Annotated in this window: 17 protein-coding genes and 1 pseudogene; 7 read left to right on the top strand and 11 right to left on the bottom strand. The window is 71.7% G+C overall.

Translation table 11 applies throughout. The features are described from left to right. Nucleotides 1-379 (top strand): choice-of-anchor P family protein (locus VGZ32_RS00215; RefSeq protein WP_326883670.1); only part of this gene is annotated, 379 nt, incomplete at its 5' end. Between the two features lie 94 nt (nt 380-473). On the opposite strand, the gene VGZ32_RS00210 is transcribed toward VGZ32_RS00215, so the two are convergent. Continuing rightward, nucleotides 474-941 (bottom strand): nuclear transport factor 2 family protein, encoded by a 468-nt coding sequence (locus VGZ32_RS00210; RefSeq protein WP_326883669.1) that lies wholly within the window; start codon nt 939-941, stop codon nt 474-476. Nucleotides 942-1,020: 79 nt separating this feature from the next. Between VGZ32_RS00210 and VGZ32_RS00205 the strand changes: the two genes are divergently transcribed. Both VGZ32_RS00205 and VGZ32_RS28520 read left to right on the top strand, forming a co-directional pair. After that, on the top strand, nt 1,021-1,593 hold the full coding sequence (locus VGZ32_RS00205; RefSeq protein WP_326883668.1) for a TetR/AcrR family transcriptional regulator: 573 nt from the start codon (nt 1,021-1,023) through the stop codon (nt 1,591-1,593). 104 nt (nt 1,594-1,697) lie between these two features. Continuing rightward, a pseudogene (locus tag VGZ32_RS28520) lies at nt 1,698-1,826 on the top strand (hypothetical protein); the annotation flags it as partial. 18 nt (nt 1,827-1,844) lie between these two features. On the opposite strand, the gene VGZ32_RS00200 reads toward VGZ32_RS28520, so the two are convergent. Continuing rightward, nucleotides 1,845-2,234: a nuclear transport factor 2 family protein gene (locus tag VGZ32_RS00200; protein WP_326883667.1), complete on the bottom strand. Its 390-nt coding sequence runs from the start codon at nt 2,232-2,234 to the stop codon at nt 1,845-1,847. A 120-nt stretch (nt 2,235-2,354) separates the two neighbouring features. Here VGZ32_RS00200 and VGZ32_RS00195 point away from each other — a divergent pair, with 120 nt between their 5' ends. Beyond that, on the top strand, nt 2,355-5,609 hold the full coding sequence (locus VGZ32_RS00195) for an AAA family ATPase (protein WP_326883666.1): 3,255 nt from the start codon (nt 2,355-2,357) through the stop codon (nt 5,607-5,609). Nucleotides 5,610-5,641: 32 nt separating this feature from the next. Beyond that, nucleotides 5,642-6,076: an SRPBCC family protein gene (locus VGZ32_RS00190; protein WP_326883665.1), complete on the top strand. Its 435-nt coding sequence runs from the start codon at nt 5,642-5,644 to the stop codon at nt 6,074-6,076. 54 nt (nt 6,077-6,130) lie between these two features. Here VGZ32_RS00190 and hypB read toward each other — a convergent pair whose 3' ends face one another. From hypB to VGZ32_RS00145, 9 genes are all read right to left on the bottom strand, one after another. After that, a complete protein-coding gene (gene hypB, locus VGZ32_RS00185; protein ID WP_326883664.1) occupies nt 6,131-6,931 on the bottom strand; it encodes a hydrogenase nickel incorporation protein HypB in 801 nt (266 codons plus the stop codon). After that, complete coding sequence (locus tag VGZ32_RS00180; RefSeq protein WP_326883663.1) at nt 6,924-7,262, bottom strand: hydrogenase maturation nickel metallochaperone HypA; 339 nt, start codon at nt 7,260-7,262, stop codon at nt 6,924-6,926. Before VGZ32_RS00180 ends, hypB begins: the two co-directional genes overlap by 8 nt. A gap of 13 nt (nt 7,263-7,275) precedes the next feature. Next, a complete protein-coding gene (locus tag VGZ32_RS00175) occupies nt 7,276-8,427 on the bottom strand; it encodes an ABC transporter ATP-binding protein (protein WP_326883662.1) in 1,152 nt (383 codons plus the stop codon). Beyond that, complete coding sequence (locus VGZ32_RS00170; RefSeq protein ID WP_326883661.1) at nt 8,424-10,106, bottom strand: ABC transporter permease; 1,683 nt, start codon at nt 10,104-10,106, stop codon at nt 8,424-8,426. The genes VGZ32_RS00175 and VGZ32_RS00170 overlap by 4 nt, the downstream gene beginning before the upstream one ends. 1 nt (nt 10,107) lies before the next feature. Then, complete coding sequence (locus tag VGZ32_RS00165) at nt 10,108-11,172, bottom strand: extracellular solute-binding protein (protein WP_326883660.1); 1,065 nt, start codon at nt 11,170-11,172, stop codon at nt 10,108-10,110. A gap of 15 nt (nt 11,173-11,187) precedes the next feature. Further along, on the bottom strand, nt 11,188-11,640 hold the full coding sequence (locus VGZ32_RS00160) for a helix-turn-helix transcriptional regulator (protein WP_326883659.1): 453 nt from the start codon (nt 11,638-11,640) through the stop codon (nt 11,188-11,190). Between the two features lie 85 nt (nt 11,641-11,725). Next, nucleotides 11,726-12,019, bottom strand: coding sequence for a muconolactone Delta-isomerase family protein (locus VGZ32_RS00155; RefSeq protein WP_326883658.1), 294 nt, complete (start codon nt 12,017-12,019; stop codon nt 11,726-11,728). Continuing rightward, the gene (locus tag VGZ32_RS00150; protein ID WP_326883657.1) at nt 12,016-12,582 is read right to left on the bottom strand and encodes a YceI family protein; all 567 of its coding nucleotides are present in this window, start codon (nt 12,580-12,582) and stop codon (nt 12,016-12,018) included. Before VGZ32_RS00150 ends, VGZ32_RS00155 begins: the two co-directional genes overlap by 4 nt. Before the next feature lie 48 nt (nt 12,583-12,630). Then, nucleotides 12,631-13,218 carry a helix-turn-helix domain-containing protein gene (locus VGZ32_RS00145; RefSeq protein ID WP_326883655.1) on the bottom strand — a complete coding sequence of 196 codons (588 nt, stop codon included), beginning with the start codon at nt 13,216-13,218 and terminating at the stop codon, nt 12,631-12,633. A 376-nt stretch (nt 13,219-13,594) separates the two neighbouring features. On the opposite strand from VGZ32_RS00145, the gene VGZ32_RS00140 reads away from it, so the two are divergent. Both VGZ32_RS00140 and VGZ32_RS00135 read left to right on the top strand, forming a co-directional pair. Then, nucleotides 13,595-14,596: a hydrogenase expression protein HypE gene (locus tag VGZ32_RS00140; RefSeq protein ID WP_349263425.1), complete on the top strand. Its 1,002-nt coding sequence runs from the start codon at nt 13,595-13,597 to the stop codon at nt 14,594-14,596. A 36-nt stretch (nt 14,597-14,632) separates the two neighbouring features. Beyond that, on the top strand, nt 14,633-15,246 hold a 614-nt coding region (locus VGZ32_RS00135; protein WP_326883653.1), incomplete at its 3' end, for a nickel-dependent hydrogenase large subunit.

Genomic DNA, 15,246 nt, shown 5'->3' with positions numbered 1-15,246 from the left:
GTGCGCGAAGGTCGTCACCGCGGTGGACCCGGGCAGTGCGGCCGCGTCGGCGTCCGTGCAGGACGCCACGATCGGGGTGCTCGGCCTGCCGGTGATCAAGGTGGGGGTGGTGCAGTCCTCCTCCTCGACCGGCTGCGCCGGATCGGTCGGCGCGGTCACGATCGCGTCGATCAGCGTGGGCGGGATCCCGCTGAACGTGGCGGTGCACCCGGGCGCGAACACCACGATCAGCGTGCTGGGGGTCACCCTGGTGCTCAACGAGCAGATCCCGGTGACCGGCGCCGACCAGGGCCTGACGGTCAACGCCGTACACATCAAGGCCCTCGGGCTGCTGGACGTGGTCATCGCGTCCTCGACCAGCGACATCGGCAACTGCTAACCCACCACCCGCACCACACCAGGGGCCGCCCGGCACAAACCGGGCGGCCCCGCCTATGCGGGTCCTTATTCGTCCTTCGACGAGCGCCGGACGATCAGGGAGTGGATGGCCGCGTCTCGGTCCAGTCGACCATGAGCCGACGCTCGGCGAAGAGCCACTGGCCGTCCTGCTTGACGAATGTGTCGAGGTACCGGATGGAGGCGATCATCAAGGTCCGGCGGCCGTCTTCGCCGACGGTGAGGTGGTGGGCGATGCAGTAGCTTTCGCCGGTAGCGGTGTCGTCGTCGAGCCGTACGGTGCTTTGCCCGTTGAAGTGCGTGGTGGCGGCGTATTGGTTGAGGTCGTCGAACACCGGGGCGAGAGCCTCGCGGCCGTGCAGCTCCTGGGTCGGCTCGGCCGATTTCGCGTCCATGTACACCACGAAGCGGGTGTCCTCGGTGAACAGCGCCATCTGGCCCTTTGCGTCGCGTCGGTCGGCGCAGTGCGCGTAGGCGTCGAACAGTTCGCGGATGGCCAGCCGGTCGGCGGCCTGCTGGGGTGAGATCGTGGCGGGGGCGGTCATAGGGGTCCCTTCACGAAACTATTTGACACCTGTATAAGATCATAGGATGTGGCGGTTGGCAACGGCGAGGAGGCAACGGGTGGCTGCTCATACCGATCCGCGCATCACCCGGACCGTGCGCAGCCTGGAGCAGGCGATCGTCGAGCTCGCTGCGCAGCAGCCGGTGTCACGCATCACCGTCGCCGCGCTCGCCGAACGTGCCGGGGTGACCCGGGCGACGGTCTATAACCGGTGCGACTCTCCCCTGGACCTGCTCATCCAGGTGCTCTACGCGGACCTCGACCGCGGCCACCGCCGCGAGCAGCAGCTCCGGGCCGAGGGCTCGCGTTCGCCCGCGGAAATGCTGCGCCTGGCAACCGCCGAAGTCGCCGAGCACGTGGAGCGGTTCACAGCCGTCTACCGGCAAGCGCTCCAGAACCCCGAAGACCGCGGCGTATACGACGCCCTGGTGCGCCACTTCGCCGACTACACGGTGGCGTTCATCGCCCGATCAACCCACCCCGACGTCCCGCGTGCCAACCGCGCCATCGTCGCCGCATTCATGGCCAACGGTTTCGCCGGCGCTATCGCTGCCTGGCTCGCCGACGACACCGTCACCAGGGACGACCTCGTCGCCGCAGCCACCGCCTGCGCCCCCCTCTGGTGGGGCTGACCACCTCGTCGAGCGCCGCAGCATCGCCAGCACCGCTCGTCAGCCGTATTGCGCGACCGACATCGACTCGCGCCAGACGTCGCTCACCTGCTCGCGTTCCCGCAATGAGGCCACTGGCGGATTCAGCGCACCTCACCGAGGCGAACGGCGACCAGGTCCTGGTCGGCGGGGCGGACACGTTGTCGGATCTGATCCGCGACGCCGACATCGCGGGCCGGCACGGCGGCGAGGAGTTCTGCGTGTTGCCGCGACTACTCGTCCCACGCCTGCACGCCGGACTGGCGCACGATCCGCCCGTCGCGCAGGTCGAGAACGGCCGCGCAGCGCACCTTGGTCCCGTCCGGGTAGGCGCAGGTCTCGAGATACGCCGCACCGCCGTCGCCGAGCACGAGGCGGTCGATCTTGTGCGTCATGTCCCGGCCGCACACGTCGTCGAAGTAGGCGCCGATCGCCACGCTGCCGCGCAGCACCCGCGGCTTGCTCGGCTGGGCCTCGCGGTCGACGACGACCAGCTCGGCGTCGTCGGTGTAGAAGGACCGCACCGCGGCCCCGTCGCGCTCCTCGATCGCGCGGCGGAAAGCGGCGGCGTCGAACTGAGCGGTCGTGGGGGAGCCGGCAGCCGCCTCGTGGAGGGTGCTCATGATCCGTTCCTCTCTTCTCATGGGGATCTGTTGACCCGAGCATCCGGCGGCACCGTCAATCGAACGTCAACGCGCAGATCGGGCGCCATTTCGGCGGGTCCGTCCTAAGCTGGCCTCAACATGTTGGCGATCCGCTTGATCGGCGGGCTGGAGATCGGGCGGGACGGCACGCGGATCGCGCCGCCGGCCGGCAGGCGGGCCAGAGCCCTGCTCGCCTGGCTGGCCCTGCGCCCCGGCCGCCACCCGCGCTCCCGGCTCGCCGCCCAGTTCTGGCCCGACGTGCTCGACGCGAGCGCCCGGGCGAGTCTGCGCAGCGCCGTGTGGGCGCTTCGGGCGTCCCTTGGTCCGGACGGCGGGGCGTATCTGTCCGCGGACCGCGAAACCGTGGCCCTGGACGGCGAGGGTCTGACCGTCGACGTGCGCGAATTCGACCGGCTGGCCGCCGCGGGGCACTTCGGCGAAGCGGTCGCGTTGTGCCGGGGTGAACTGCTCGACGGCTTCGACGACGAATGGGCCGGTGTGGCGCGGGAGAGCCACCTCGCCCGACTCGCCAACGTGCTCGGCGCTCTGGCGCGCGAGGCCGAAGCCGACGGCCGCGGCGCGGAAGCACTCAACGCCGCACAATGGCTGCTACAGCTCAGACCGCTCGACGAGAGTGTCTGCCGAGACGCGATGCGGTTGCTGGCAGCGGCGGGCGACGTAGCCGCGGCGCTGGAGCTTTATGAGCGCACGTGCAGCCGGATTCGGGCGGAGTTGGGCTGTGCGCCGTCACCGGCCACGACCGCCCTCGCGCTGCAACTGCGCGGCGGTCCCGAGCCCGTCCGCGCCGCGGCGCGGATCAACGCCGCCGACGCGCCGCTGAACAGGCCGATCGACTCTCAACCGCTGGTCGGCCGCGGCGTCGAGTTGGGCGTCCTGACCCTCCTGTGGCAGCGGACTCACTACGAGAGCGGCGGCGTTGTCGTCGTGGCCGGCGAGGGAGGCATCGGCAAGACAAGGCTCTGCGAAGCACTGCGCGCCGAAGCCGGCCGGTTCCCCGGGGCGATGACGGCAACCGGCACCGCGGGCGGCGGCGCGGGCGCACCGACGCCGCTCGCCGTGTGGTCCGAAGCCCTCGGCGACCTGATCACACAGCTCGACCGGTCGGCGATCGACCCGGCCGCCGCACCGTACCTCGCGCGCCTCGTGCCCGCCGCCGCAGCGGACCTCCCTGCCGCCGCACCGAACCCCGCGTCGCCCGACACCCCAGTCTTAGTCGGCCATGCGGCCGCCGAACCGCAACTCGAACGCGTCCGCGTCTTCGAGGCGGTCGCCGGCCTGGTCATCCGCGCCGCCCGGGAGGGCCCGGTCCTGCTGGTACTCGAGGACATGCACGCCGCGGACCCGTCGAGCCTGGAGCTCGCCGTCTACGTCGGCCGGCGGATCACCCGCCTTCCCGTCCTGCTTCTGCTCACCCGCCGCCGCCTGCCGCCGCGGCCGGACCTCGAGGCCGCGCTCGCCGCCCTGCGCGCCCGGGGAGCGCTGCGCCGCTCGCTCGACCTCACGCCGCTGCCCACCGCCACGGTGCGACAGCTCATCCACAGCGTCGTCGACCTGCCCGGATCCACCGTCGAGCAGATCGCCGCGGCGTCCGGCGGCAGCCCGCTGCTCGCCGTGGAGGCCGCGCTCGCGTGCTCGCACGGCGGCGAACCGGTACTCGGGCTCGCCGAGGCCACCCGCGCCGCCGTCTACCGCCTCAGCCCCGCGGCGCGCCGGCTCGTCGAACTGCTCGCGGTGGCCGGCCGCGACGTCGAGCACGCCGACCTGCTCACGCTGCCGCTGCCCGACCCGGAGCGTGCCGAGACCGAGGCGCTGGGCGCGGACCTGTTGCGTGCGCGATCCGGCATGATCGGCTTCCGTCACGCGCTGCTCGCCGAGGCGGTCTACCGCGACCTTCCCGATCCAGAACGTGCCCGGCTGCACGACTCCTTCGCCGAGCTGCTGCGCCGTCGCGCCGGCGGTCCGGCCGGCGGGCGGCGCGCCGCCGAGATCGCCCGGCACCTCCGCCTGGCCGGACGCGACACCCTCGCGGTCGGCCAACTGGCCAGGGCGGCGGCGGACGCGCGGGCAGTCGGCGCGCTGCCGGAGGCGGCCGGGTTCCTGCACGAGGCCGTCGCGATCGATCCGCACGACGCGGACCTGTACGTGGAACTGGCCGAGGTCGAGGCGTGGCGTGGGCTTCAGGAGGAATCCGACGCGGCGTTCGGCCGGGCGCTCGAGCTGATCGCCCCGGACGACGACGGTTCCCTGATCAGCGCATGGCTGCGGCGCGGCCGGTGGCTGCGCGGAGGGCTGTGCTACCCCCGCGAATCGCGGCGCGCCTACCGCAGCGCACTCGACGTCCTCGACCGCGATCCATCCGCCGATCCTTACGCACGTGCCGAGGCTCTCGCCGGTCTGGCGTGGGCTGAAGCCGTCGCCGGCGACCCCGCGCAATGCGGGTGGCTGCTGCGCGACGTCGACCTCGCCCTCGGTCGGCGTGAGGCGCCCAGCGATCTGCTTACTCACGACATCGGCTTCGCCCGCGCGCATGCCTTGATCAGGTCCGCGCGGTTCGCGGAGAGTTACGCTCCGCTCGTCGCCGCCAGCGCCGCGGCCGGACGGGCAGGGCGCCCCGACATGGCGTACTCCTGCCTGATCAACGCCGCGAGCGCGGCGGCGTGCACGGGCGACTTCGAGCGGGCGCTGGACTTCGCCGACCGCTGCCTGCCGCTGGTCGAACCGAACGGGCTGCTCCGGCCGTGCGTTTACGCGCATTCGGCCCGCGCGACCCTCCTGCGCCGGCTCGGCCGGCTGGACGAGGCTCGCGTCGCTTGCCGAGCCGAGGCCGAGTTCGCCGAGCGCGTCGGCCGCGCCGAACTCGAAGGACTCGCCGACCACGACCGCGGCCTGCTCGCCCTGGCTTGCGGCGACACCGCCGACGCGGTACGGCTGTTGACCCGGTCGCTGGAACTGGGGGCGCCGGTCAGCAGGCCGCTCGCCCGGCTGTGGCTGGCCGAGGCCCTGGTGCGGGCCGGACAGTACGACGCCGCGGACCGGCAACTGCGCGAAACAGCGCTCGAACCCGTCGCGCCGGGCGACTTCCCCGACACCCTCGTCGCACGGATGAATCGGGTGCAGGGCCTGGCCGCCGCCGCACGTGGCGACCGTGAGCGCGCCCGCGCCCGCCTCACGGAGGCGTCGGAGGGATGGCGGCGACGCCTGGGCAACGCCGCGACCGGCGACAGCTATGTCGCGGCCCTGATCGACCTCGGCCGCCCGCCGCTCAGCTCGCTCACCGAGCCGGAGTGGGAGCTGGCCGCGATCGAGACCGAACTGGCCGCGCTGGACACCTGAGCGAGCAAACCCAAGGAGGGAGGAGAGCGAACATGCCGGCTTTCGACGAGCGGACGACCGCCGCGGCACCCCCTGAGGAGGTGTGGAAGCTGCTCTACGATCCGGCCCGGTTCCCCGACTGGTGGGTCGGCGTCGCGACGATCGAGCCGGGCGGTGGCAGCGGCAGCGGCAGTGACGATGACCATGACGATGACGGCGGCGCGTACACGATGTATCCGGACGGGTACCCCGACTTCCCGATGCCGCAGGAACTGCGCACCAGCCGGGCCCGGGGTCGGGTCGAGATCTCGTGCCTTGTGTCCGACCTGGAATTCAGCTGGCAGCTCACCCCGCGCGACGGCGGCGCGGCGACCGAGATCGCGGTGCATGTGGAGATCCCGCCGTCCGAGGCGCACCGTCTGGAGACCCAGACCGACGTCATCCGTCGGTCGCTGGCGAACCTCGCGCGGCTGGCCGCGGAAAGCTGACGAAGAGCTGGTCGAATCCGCTGCCGAACGCACCTTCCCGTTTCCGCTGCTGTGTCACGCTGCGGCGAGCCGTGCGCGGTCCAGCCAGGCGAACCACTGGTCAAGGCCCTCGCCGGTGACCGAGGACAGGCGCAGGACCTCGATGCCCGGGTGCACCTTCCTGGCGTTGGCGATGAACTGGTCGGCGTCGAAGTCGACGTAGGGCAGGATGTCGATCTTCGTCAGCACGACGGCGTCGGCGGCGCGGAACATGTGCGGGTACTTGAGTGGCTTGTCAGCGCCTTCAGTCACCGAGGACAGGACAGCCGCGGTGCGGGCGCCGAGGTCGAACAGCGCCGGGCAGACGAGGTTCCCGACGTTCTCGACGAGGACGAGCGCGCCGCGGCTCGGCGCGAGCCGGTCGAGCGCCTCGGCCAGCATCGCCGCGTCGAGGTGACATCCCGCACCGGTGTTGACCTGCACCACCCGGCCGCCCGCCGCCGCGATGCGTTTCGCGTCGAGCAGGGTTTCCTGGTCGCCCTCGACGACGGCGAGCGGAGTACGGGGACCGAGCTCGCGCACGGTCCGCTCGAGCAGGGCGGTCTTTCCGGCGCCGGGCGAGCCCATCACGTTGACCGCGACGGCGCCGAGCGCGGCGAGGCGTTCCCGGTTGCGGTCGGCCAGCAGGTCGTTCTTGGCGAGCACGCGTTCTTCGAGGGTCACCGTCTGTGCGCCGGAGTCGTGGGTGTCGTGGTCGTGGTGGTGCTGGCGGGCGTGATCATGCTCGTGCTCGCGGGTGTCTTCGTGCGCGCGCGGGACGCCGAGATCGGTGACGGTCGTCGTGGCACCTTCACCGCAGCCGCAGGTCTCACACATGGTTGCGCACCTCCACCGAGCGGATGAGCAGTTCCTGCCCGGCGATGACCTCGAGTTCCACGCTCCCGCAGGCGCAGACGGCGAGCAGGTCGTCGCAGGGGAACTCGTCGCCGCAGTGCCGGCACCGCACCCGGCCGCCGGTCTGCTCCACCTGCAGTTCGGCTCCCGCGAGCGCGGTCCCCTCGGTCGTCGGGCCGAAGCAGAACTCCACGGACGGCACGGAAACGCCGGACAGTTTGCCGATCACGAGGCACACGCGGGTGACCTGCGCGTCGGGCAGCCGCTGCGTCACGGCTTCCACGATGCTCTGGGTGATCGCCAGCTCGTGCACCGTCGGTACTCCTCTACTGGACGATATCCGCAGGAGTTTCCGTGGGGAACACGTCGGCGCCGGTCGGTGGCGCCTCGGCTGCGCTCGCCGGGCCGGGCAGCGGCCAGATGCGCGACAGCGACCAGGTCAGCCGGTCTCCGACGGCGTGTCGGGGCGGCCCGGTGACGCGCAGGTCGAGACGGCCGGCCGGGGTGTCGAGGGCGTAGTCGGTGTGCGGACCTCGGAAGCGGACCCGGGCGGCGACGGCGTCGAAGGGTCCGTCGAGGGCGACCCAGTCGGGCCTGACCAGCAGGCGGGGCGCAGGCTGGGATCCGAAGTCGTCCGCCGCGCACGCCACGAGTGCCGTCGCCCCACCTATCGTGACCTCCGCGGTTCCGTCGGTCAGCGGGCGGGCGGCGGCGTCCAGAACGCACGCGGGCCCGGTGAGCAGCGCGGTGGGCAAGTCCGCTGGGCACTGGTAGACCGCGAGCGGCGGCCCGACCTGGACGAGGCGCCCCCGATCGACCACCGCGACCAGGTCGGCGATCGCGAGGGCCTCGGCGGCGTCGTGGGTCGCGTAGACCGCGGCCGCCCCGCTCTCGGCGCGGTGCCGGGCCACCTCGTCGAGCACGACCGCGCGCAGCGGGGCGTCGAGGTGGGCGGTCGGCTCGTCGAAGAGGAACAGCGCCGGGCGGCGGGCCAGGGCCCGGGCCAGCGCGACCCGCTGCTGCTCGCCGCCGGACAGCTCGGCCGGGCGGCGGTGCGCCAGCGCGCCGACGCTGAGCCGTTCGAGCAGCGAGGCCGCCTGCGCGCGTGCCTCGCTTCTCCCGCGCCCCGCCCGGCGGACCGGGTAGCCGACGATGTCGAGTACTGACATGTGCGGCCACAGGGCGTAGTGCTGGAAGACGACGCCGACCGAGCGGTGCTCAGGGGGCTCGCAGCGCTGCGGATCCGAGGCGAGTCGGCCGCCGAGCCGGACTTCTCCGCGGAGCGGCGGGATGAAGCCCGCGATCGTGTCGAGCAGGGTGGTCTTCCCGCTGCCGGACGCACCGAGCACGGCCAGCAGTCCGCCCTTGGATACGGACAGCTCGATGTCTTCGACGACCGGCACGGAGCCGCGGCCGACCGCCAGACCGCGGCATTCGAGCGCCCCCGCGGCGGCGTCAGGTTCTGTCGCCCGGTTCATGCGGTGCCCGCCGTGACTGGGATTGCGGCCGTGGTTGGGCGCCTCGACGTCGCGTTCGCAGCCGCAGCGGTGCGGCGGCCGTGCGCGAGCGCCAACCCGGCGAGCAGCGGCGGGATACCCAGGACCAGGGCCAACGCGCTGGTAGGCCCGGTCTGGCCCAGCTGTTGCTGGTTGAGCACCACGACGGCGAGAGTCTGCGTTCCGGGCCCGTAAAGGATGCTGGACATGGTCAGCTCGTGGCTGGCGAAGATCAGGACGAGCGCGCCGCCCGCCGCCAGCGCCGGTGCCAGGCCTGGCAGCGTCGCGGCCCGCCAGGCGGTCAACGGTCCGGCGCCACTCGCTCGCGCGGCGCGGGTCAGCGCCGGATCGAGCCGGGCGGCGGCCGCGGCGACGGGCCGGTGTCCGAGGGCCCAGAGTTTGCCCGCGTACGCGATGAGGATGATCAGCGCGGAACCGACGAACCAGCGTCCGTATGCGATGAGCACCCCGACGGCGAGCGCGGAGCCCGGGATCGCGTAAGCCAGGGTGACGGCGGTGCCGAGCGGGCCGCGCACCCGGGGACCCGTCGCGACGACGGCCAGACTCATCGCCGGGATGAGGACGGCGGCTGCCGCGGCCAGCGCGAGGCTGCGGGCCAGGGCCGGGACCGTCTCGCCGGCCATGGCCGCGCTGAAGTTGGCCAGCGTCCAGTGCGACGGGGCGGGGCTGAGGCCGGGAGCGCGGGTGATCGCGTCGGCGGCCAGCACGACGAGCGGGATCGCCGCCGCGAATAGGGCGAACGCCGTGACGAGTACCCGGGGCGTCCAGGTCGCCGTCCGGGACCGGCGCGCGACCGCTGACGGCGTCGAAGTGACGCGACCAGCGGCCTCGGCTGTCTGCGGCCCGCCCAGTACGACGTCTGCCGCACCGATGACCACAAGCACCAGCGCCGCCATCGTCAGCGCGACGGCGGCCAGTTGCCGGAAGGCGTCGGGATCAGCGGACAGATTCAGGTCGTCGTAGACGAGTGTCGACATGGTCGAGAATCCGGCGGGTGTGCCGAGCACTTCGGGGATGGCGAAGCTGTTGACGCAGGTCACGAATACGAGGGCGGCGGCCGCGAGCAGGGGCGTGCGCAGCAGGGGCAGCGTGATCGTGCGCAGGACGGTGAGCGTGCCCGCGCCGGACGCGTGCGCCGCGCGTTCGAGCTGGCCGACGGGCCGGGTGGCCAGGCTCGCGGCCACCACGAGGTACGCGAGTGGAAGAGCGTGAGCGGACAGTGCGACGATGATCCCGGTGGGCCCGAGGAGGCCGGGCAGTTGGACGTGCAGGTAGCGGTCCGTGAATCCGGCTGGCCCGTAGGCCCGCGACCAGCTGAATCCGAGCACGAACTCCGGCGTGAGCAGCGGCGCGGCGACGGCCAGCCGCAGCAGGCGCCGCTCGCGGAGCGGCCGGCGCTCGACCGCCAGCGCGGCAGCCGCGCCGCAGGCCACGGCCACCGCCGTCACCGCACACCCGACGATCAGGGTATTGCGTAGCGCACCGAGGTTCTGCGCGGAGCCGAGAGCGTCGAAAGCCGCGCGCCAGCCGCGTTCCGCCGCGATCCGGGCCAGTTCGACCAGCGGCGCCCCGGCGAGCGCGGCGAGCAGCCCGGCGGCCACGAGGGCGGCGCCGGCGCGCACTGCGGTCCGGCCGGCCATCTCAGCTTCCGAAGAGGGCCTGGTACTGCTGGAGCAGGGCCTTCTGCTGGCCGAACAGGCTCGGCCAGTCGGCGGAGACCGGAACGACCCCGGCCGGGATCGGCGGTCCGGCGATGCCCGGAAGGACCGGCTGCCAGCCGGTCGCGGCGATGCGCTTTTGCGCATCGCTCGACAGGACGTAGTCGAGGAACGCGTCGGCGGCAGCGACCCGCTTGGTCGCGGTGGTGACCGCGATCGGGCTGTAGAGCGCAATCGGCCCGGGCGTGGGCCAGACGATCTGAACCGGCGACCCGGCCGCGGCGGCGGTGCGCACCTCGGAGTCGAGGGTGATGCCGAGTTCGTAGCGGCCCTGCGCCACGTCGGTGACCACCTCGGGGACGGTGGCGACCTGGACGGCGCCGTTGGACTTCAGCTGCTGGAAGTAGCTCATCCCATAACCGGGCGCCGTGGCGAAGTAGCCGAGGGCGGCGAGCGCGGATCCGGCTGCGGCCGGATCGGGGATGGCGACCTTTCCGCGGTAAGCCGGATTGGTCAGGTCGGACCAGCTCACGGGCAGCGGAGTCAGGCCCTTGCGGGCAACGATGACCACGTAGAGCAGGCGGGTTGGATAGAGCGCGTTCGTCTCGTACTGCGTCGGGATCCCGGTCGGCGAGGCGATGGGCTTATCGCGCAGCAGGCCCTGCGCGGCGTAGGCCTGCATCGAGAGCGGGTCGGTGCCCCAGATGACGTCCGCGCGCACGCCGCCGGTGCGCTCGTCCGCGGCGAGGCGGGCGTTGATGGCGCCGGTGGTCGCGCGGAAGACGGTCACGCTCGCGCCCGGGTGCACGGACTTGAACCCGGCGACGACCGAGTCGACAGTGTTCTGTGTCACCGAGGTGTAAAGGGTCAGCGACGGCGGCGCGGTCGAGGCCGCGGACTGGGAGAGGGCCGAGGGCTGAGTCGAGGAGTTGGAACTGCACGCGGCGACGATCAGGGCCAGGCAGGCCAGAAGCGCGAGCAGTGCGGCGTGGCGGGCCCGGCCCCGAGTCGATGGTCTACAGCTCGACGGTGTGACGTGCGCGTTCATCGCGGTCCCCCGTCCTTATCCGCCCGCCGGTTTCCGGTCGGGGACGTTCGGCCCGAGGATCCAGCCGTGGTGCACAGTCGTGGCTGTGTCGTCTGTGTCTGTGCCGCCTCTGCCCGCGTCGTTCCTGCCTGCGTTGTCTCTGTCTGGGGCTTCCGGTACCGGCGTGAGCGGCTCGAGGATCGAATTCGTGGCGGGCGAGGGCTGCCACCCGTGCGGATCCTCGGTCATCCCGAGCAGGTAGGTGGTGGTGCAGTCGAGCGCGGCGGAGAGTTCCGGCAGCCAGCCGACATCGAGGGCGTGGCCGTGCTCCATCGCGCTCAGGGTGCGATTGCCGAGGTCGAGGCCCTGCCGACGAAGCGCCTGCGCCACCTCGAGCTGAGTGAGGCCGAGTGCCACCCGGCGCTCGCGCAGCCGCCGGGCGCAGATCCAGTGCCGCTCGCGCGGAAGGGATTGTCCTTCGGTCCGCATGCCGCCACCGCCATTGGTCGCGCCGCCGTCTCCAGGCTCTGAAGATTTTGCGTCCGGCCCACGGCGGCGTCAATCGGCGAATCGGCTAATCCGCGTGTCCCGGATCAATCCACTCGTCGTCCGGCATTTCGGCCAGCGGAAGCACCTCGTAGCGGGCGAAGTTGTACACCGGGGCCAGGCCGATCAGCCGCTCGAGCTCCTCGTTCGAGGTCACCTGGTAGATCCAGGCGCCGCCGTGCTGGCCGACCAGGTGGTAGCGCGCGGCCAGCTTCCCGTCGCGCCGCAGCGCCGCCGCGTACGCGGGCATCCGGGCGACCGCGGCGGCCATCTCGCGCGAGACCAGGCTCAGTTCGACCCGCCACAACACCAGGAACTTCATGCGTCCGGCGCTTCCGGATCAGCGGCGTCGACATCCGCGTCGACCCGCGCCTCGACCTCGACGGTGTCGCGCAGCTTGAGCGCGCCGAAAAACGCGGTGTACGGCTTGATGCCGTGGTCAGTCTGGCGGACTGTGGCCCCGGCCCGATACCCGCCCTGCGCCATCCGGGTGATCGTCACGCGCAGCGGTCGGTCCACACCGCGCAAGGTCAGCATGCCGTCGAACACGCCGCCGTCCCCGGTCGGCGTGAATCCGGTGGACCGGTAGACCGCCTCCGCGTGATGTTCGGTGTCGAGGGACTTGCGGGCGTTGCCGACGATGTCGCGCTTATCCCGGTCACCGAGCGGTTTGACGCCGCCGGTCCCCTCCAGCACGCGCAGCGAGGTGAGGTCGACGCGTACTTCTAGGGCGGGACCGCCCTCGGTGCCCGGCGGTGTCGCGACGCCGGACCAGAGCGCGAGTTCCAGCACGAGATCGTGGCCGACCAGCGCGGCCGCGCCCTCGCGATAGGTGCGCAGGACAAGGCGTCCGTCGGACGGGCCGAGTCGCACGGGGCCGGACATGCCGTCCACGCTAGGTCGCCCGCTCGGGTACCGCCAGTACGCGGCGCGTCACGAGAAGGGCAGCTCGCCGAACTCGGCCTGAATCCGGCGCAGATCGCGCAGCCGCGGCTCGGTCTCGCCGCCGATCCAGCGGCCCACCGTCTTGACCGACACGCCGAGCTGTTCCGCGGCGGCCTCCCGGCTCACGCCCTGACGCTCCAGCAGGTTCGTCATCCACTCGGCGAAGGTGGCCGGCTGGCCGTGGCGGTGCCCGGCCGGTGCGCCGCCCGCCTCGGGAGTCCGATGCGCCGGGACCTGCGGGCGGGCGCGGGCACGCTCCGCCGCGGCACCCAGCTCGGAGATGGTCGGCTCGCCGGAGACGCCCTCCGAGTGCAGGACGTCCACCTCCATGTGGTCGGGGAAGACGCGGAACGCGACCTGGATGCGCCCGACCGGTCCGGCCGCGTCGAGCAGCGCGCGGGAGACCGCGCGGTCCACCTCGCGGGCGTCCGCCGCCGCCATCGGGGACTCGGCGAGCGCCCCGCGGACGAATTCCCGGATTTCCGGAATCGCGGAAGGGCGGGCCGGAAATATCCGCGAAAGCACGATCAAGGGAAATACCTCGATCCCTTTCCCCTGGTATTCCTCGCCGCCCACCACGCCTCCCGCGGTACCCGCGCGGATCCTCCCGCACTCACCCTAACGTACCGCCCAGCCTGCACGATTCCGAACCCTGCCAGCTCCGTCCGCGGCGCGGACACAAATGTCCCGGACCGATCTCCAGTGTATTGCCGACCGGACACTATTGACGTACGGTGCGCATATCGGCGCCATTTAAGGCGCCACCTCATATTCGTCGGCCGCGGCAGGACCGGACCCCGGATCCGCGCCAGGGACCCCGGGTGCGGCCCGGTTCGCGGATGCGGCGGCGGAAGCGAGGAGGTGGCGGTCGATGACGACAGCCACGCAGGCCGGCCAGACCCCGGCGGCGGGAGACGACCCCGCACCCGAGCCGGTGGTGCACATCCTCTGGATGAACGGAGGCCTCGGCTGCGACGGGGACTCGGTCGCGCTCACCGCGGCCACCCAGCCGAGTATCGAGGAGATCGTCCTCGGCGCGCTGCCCGGCCTGCCCAAGGTGTCCGTGCACTGGCCGCTGATCGACTACGAATGCGGACCGGAGCAGGGCGCGGACAACTTCATCGAATGGTGGCACAAGGCCGACCGCGGCGAGCTCGAGCCGTTCGTCCTGGTGGTCGAGGGCTCGATCCCGAACGAGGGGATCAAGTCCGAGGGCTACTGGTGCGGCTTCGGCAACAACCCGGCGACCGGCCAGCCGATGACCACCGGCGAATGGCTCGACCGGCTCGCGCCCAAGGCGACCGCGATCCTGGCGGCCGGCACCTGCGCGACCTACGGCGGCATCCACGCGATGGCGGGCAACCCGACCGGCGCCATGGGCGTGCCGGACTACCTGGGCTGGGACTGGCGGTCCAAGGCCGGGCTGCCGATCGTGTGCGTGCCCGGATGCCCGACCCACCCGGACAACCTGTCCGAGACGATCCTCTACCTGCTCTACCAGGTCGCCGGCCAGGCGCCGATGATCCCGCTGGACGAGGCGCTGCGGCCGACCTGGCTGTTCGGCGCCACCGTGCACGAGGGCTGCGACCGGGCCGGCTACTACGAGCAGGGCGAGTTCGCCAAGGAGTACGGCTCGCCGCAGTGCCTGGTCAAGCTCGGCTGCTGGGGCCCGGTGGTCAAGTGCAACGTGCCCAAGCGGGGCTGGATCAACGGGGTGGGCGGCTGCCCGAACGTCGGCGGGATCTGCGTCGCCTGCACGATGCCCGGCTTCCCGGACAAGTTCATGCCGTTCATGGACGAGCCCCCGGGCGCGCGGGTGTCCACCATGGCCAGCGGCCTGTACGGCACGGCGATCCGCACCCTGCGCAGGTACACCGCGCACACCGCCGACGCGGAGCCCAAGTGGCGGCACAAGGGCGGCGAACTGACGACCGGCTACCAGAAGACCTGGTGACGAGGCAGGACGGCGAACAAGGGAGTTGAACCGACGATGACCGTCGCCGAAGAACGGACCGCCGAGGACACCAGTGTCGTCGAGATGAACTGGGACCCGATCACCCGGATCGTGGGCAGCCTCGGCATCTACACCAAGATCGACTTCAAGCAGAAGAAGGTCGTCGAGTGCCACAGCACCTCGTCGATCTTCCGCGGGTACAGCATCTTCATGAAGGGCAAGGACCCGCGTGACGCTCACTTCATCACGAGCCGGATCTGCGGGATCTGCGGCGACAACCACTGCTGCTGCTCGGTCTACGCACAAAACATGGCGTTCGGCGTGCGGCCGCCGCACTTGGGAGAGTGGGTCATCAACCTCGGCGAGGCGGCCGAGTTCATGTTCGACCACAACATCTTCCAGGAGAACCTGGTGGGGGTCGACTTCTGCGAGCGCATGGTCCGCGAGACGAACCCGTCCGTCTGGGAGAAGGCCAAGAAGGCCGAGGCTCCCAACGCAAAGATCCACGGTTACAAGACGATCGCCGACATCATGACCTCGCTGAACCCGTTCACGGGCGAGTTCTATCGGCAGGCGCTCCAGATCAGCCGCTATACGCGCGAGATGTTCTGTCTGATGGAGGGCAGGCACGTCCACCCGTCGACGCTTTA

It is taken from the genome of Actinocrinis sp. (genome assembly GCF_035938995.1).
Classification (GTDB): Bacteria; Actinomycetota; Actinomycetes; order Streptomycetales; family Catenulisporaceae; genus DASZGI01.
This window is presented reverse-complemented; position numbering and strand designations above follow the sequence as displayed.

Excerpts from the sequence above, each read along its gene's own strand:
- VGZ32_RS00210 (WP_326883669.1), bottom strand. The coding sequence starts at position 941 with ATGACCGCCCCCGCCACGATCTCACCCCAGCAGGCCGCCGACCGGCTG.
- VGZ32_RS00165 (WP_326883660.1), bottom strand. The coding sequence starts at position 11,172 with ATGAACGCGCACGTCACACCGTCGAGCTGTAGACCATCGACTCGGGGC.
- VGZ32_RS00195 (WP_326883666.1), top strand. The coding sequence starts at position 2,355 with ATGTTGGCGATCCGCTTGATCGGCGGGCTGGAGATCGGGCGGGACGGC.
- VGZ32_RS00140 (WP_349263425.1), top strand. The coding sequence starts at position 13,595 with ATGAACGGAGGCCTCGGCTGCGACGGGGACTCGGTCGCGCTCACCGCG.
- VGZ32_RS00200 (WP_326883667.1), bottom strand. The coding sequence starts at position 2,234 with ATGAGCACCCTCCACGAGGCGGCTGCCGGCTCCCCCACGACCGCTCAG.
- VGZ32_RS00155 (WP_326883658.1), bottom strand. The coding sequence starts at position 12,019 with ATGAAGTTCCTGGTGTTGTGGCGGGTCGAACTGAGCCTGGTCTCGCGC.
- VGZ32_RS00175 (WP_326883662.1), bottom strand. The coding sequence starts at position 8,427 with ATGAACCGGGCGACAGAACCTGACGCCGCCGCGGGGGCGCTCGAATGC.
- VGZ32_RS00190 (WP_326883665.1), top strand. The coding sequence starts at position 5,642 with ATGCCGGCTTTCGACGAGCGGACGACCGCCGCGGCACCCCCTGAGGAG.
- VGZ32_RS00170 (WP_326883661.1), bottom strand. The coding sequence starts at position 10,106 with ATGGCCGGCCGGACCGCAGTGCGCGCCGGCGCCGCCCTCGTGGCCGCC.
- hypB (WP_326883664.1), bottom strand. The coding sequence starts at position 6,931 with ATGTGTGAGACCTGCGGCTGCGGTGAAGGTGCCACGACGACCGTCACC.
- VGZ32_RS00150 (WP_326883657.1), bottom strand. The coding sequence starts at position 12,582 with ATGTCCGGCCCCGTGCGACTCGGCCCGTCCGACGGACGCCTTGTCCTG.
- VGZ32_RS00160 (WP_326883659.1), bottom strand. The coding sequence starts at position 11,640 with ATGCGGACCGAAGGACAATCCCTTCCGCGCGAGCGGCACTGGATCTGC.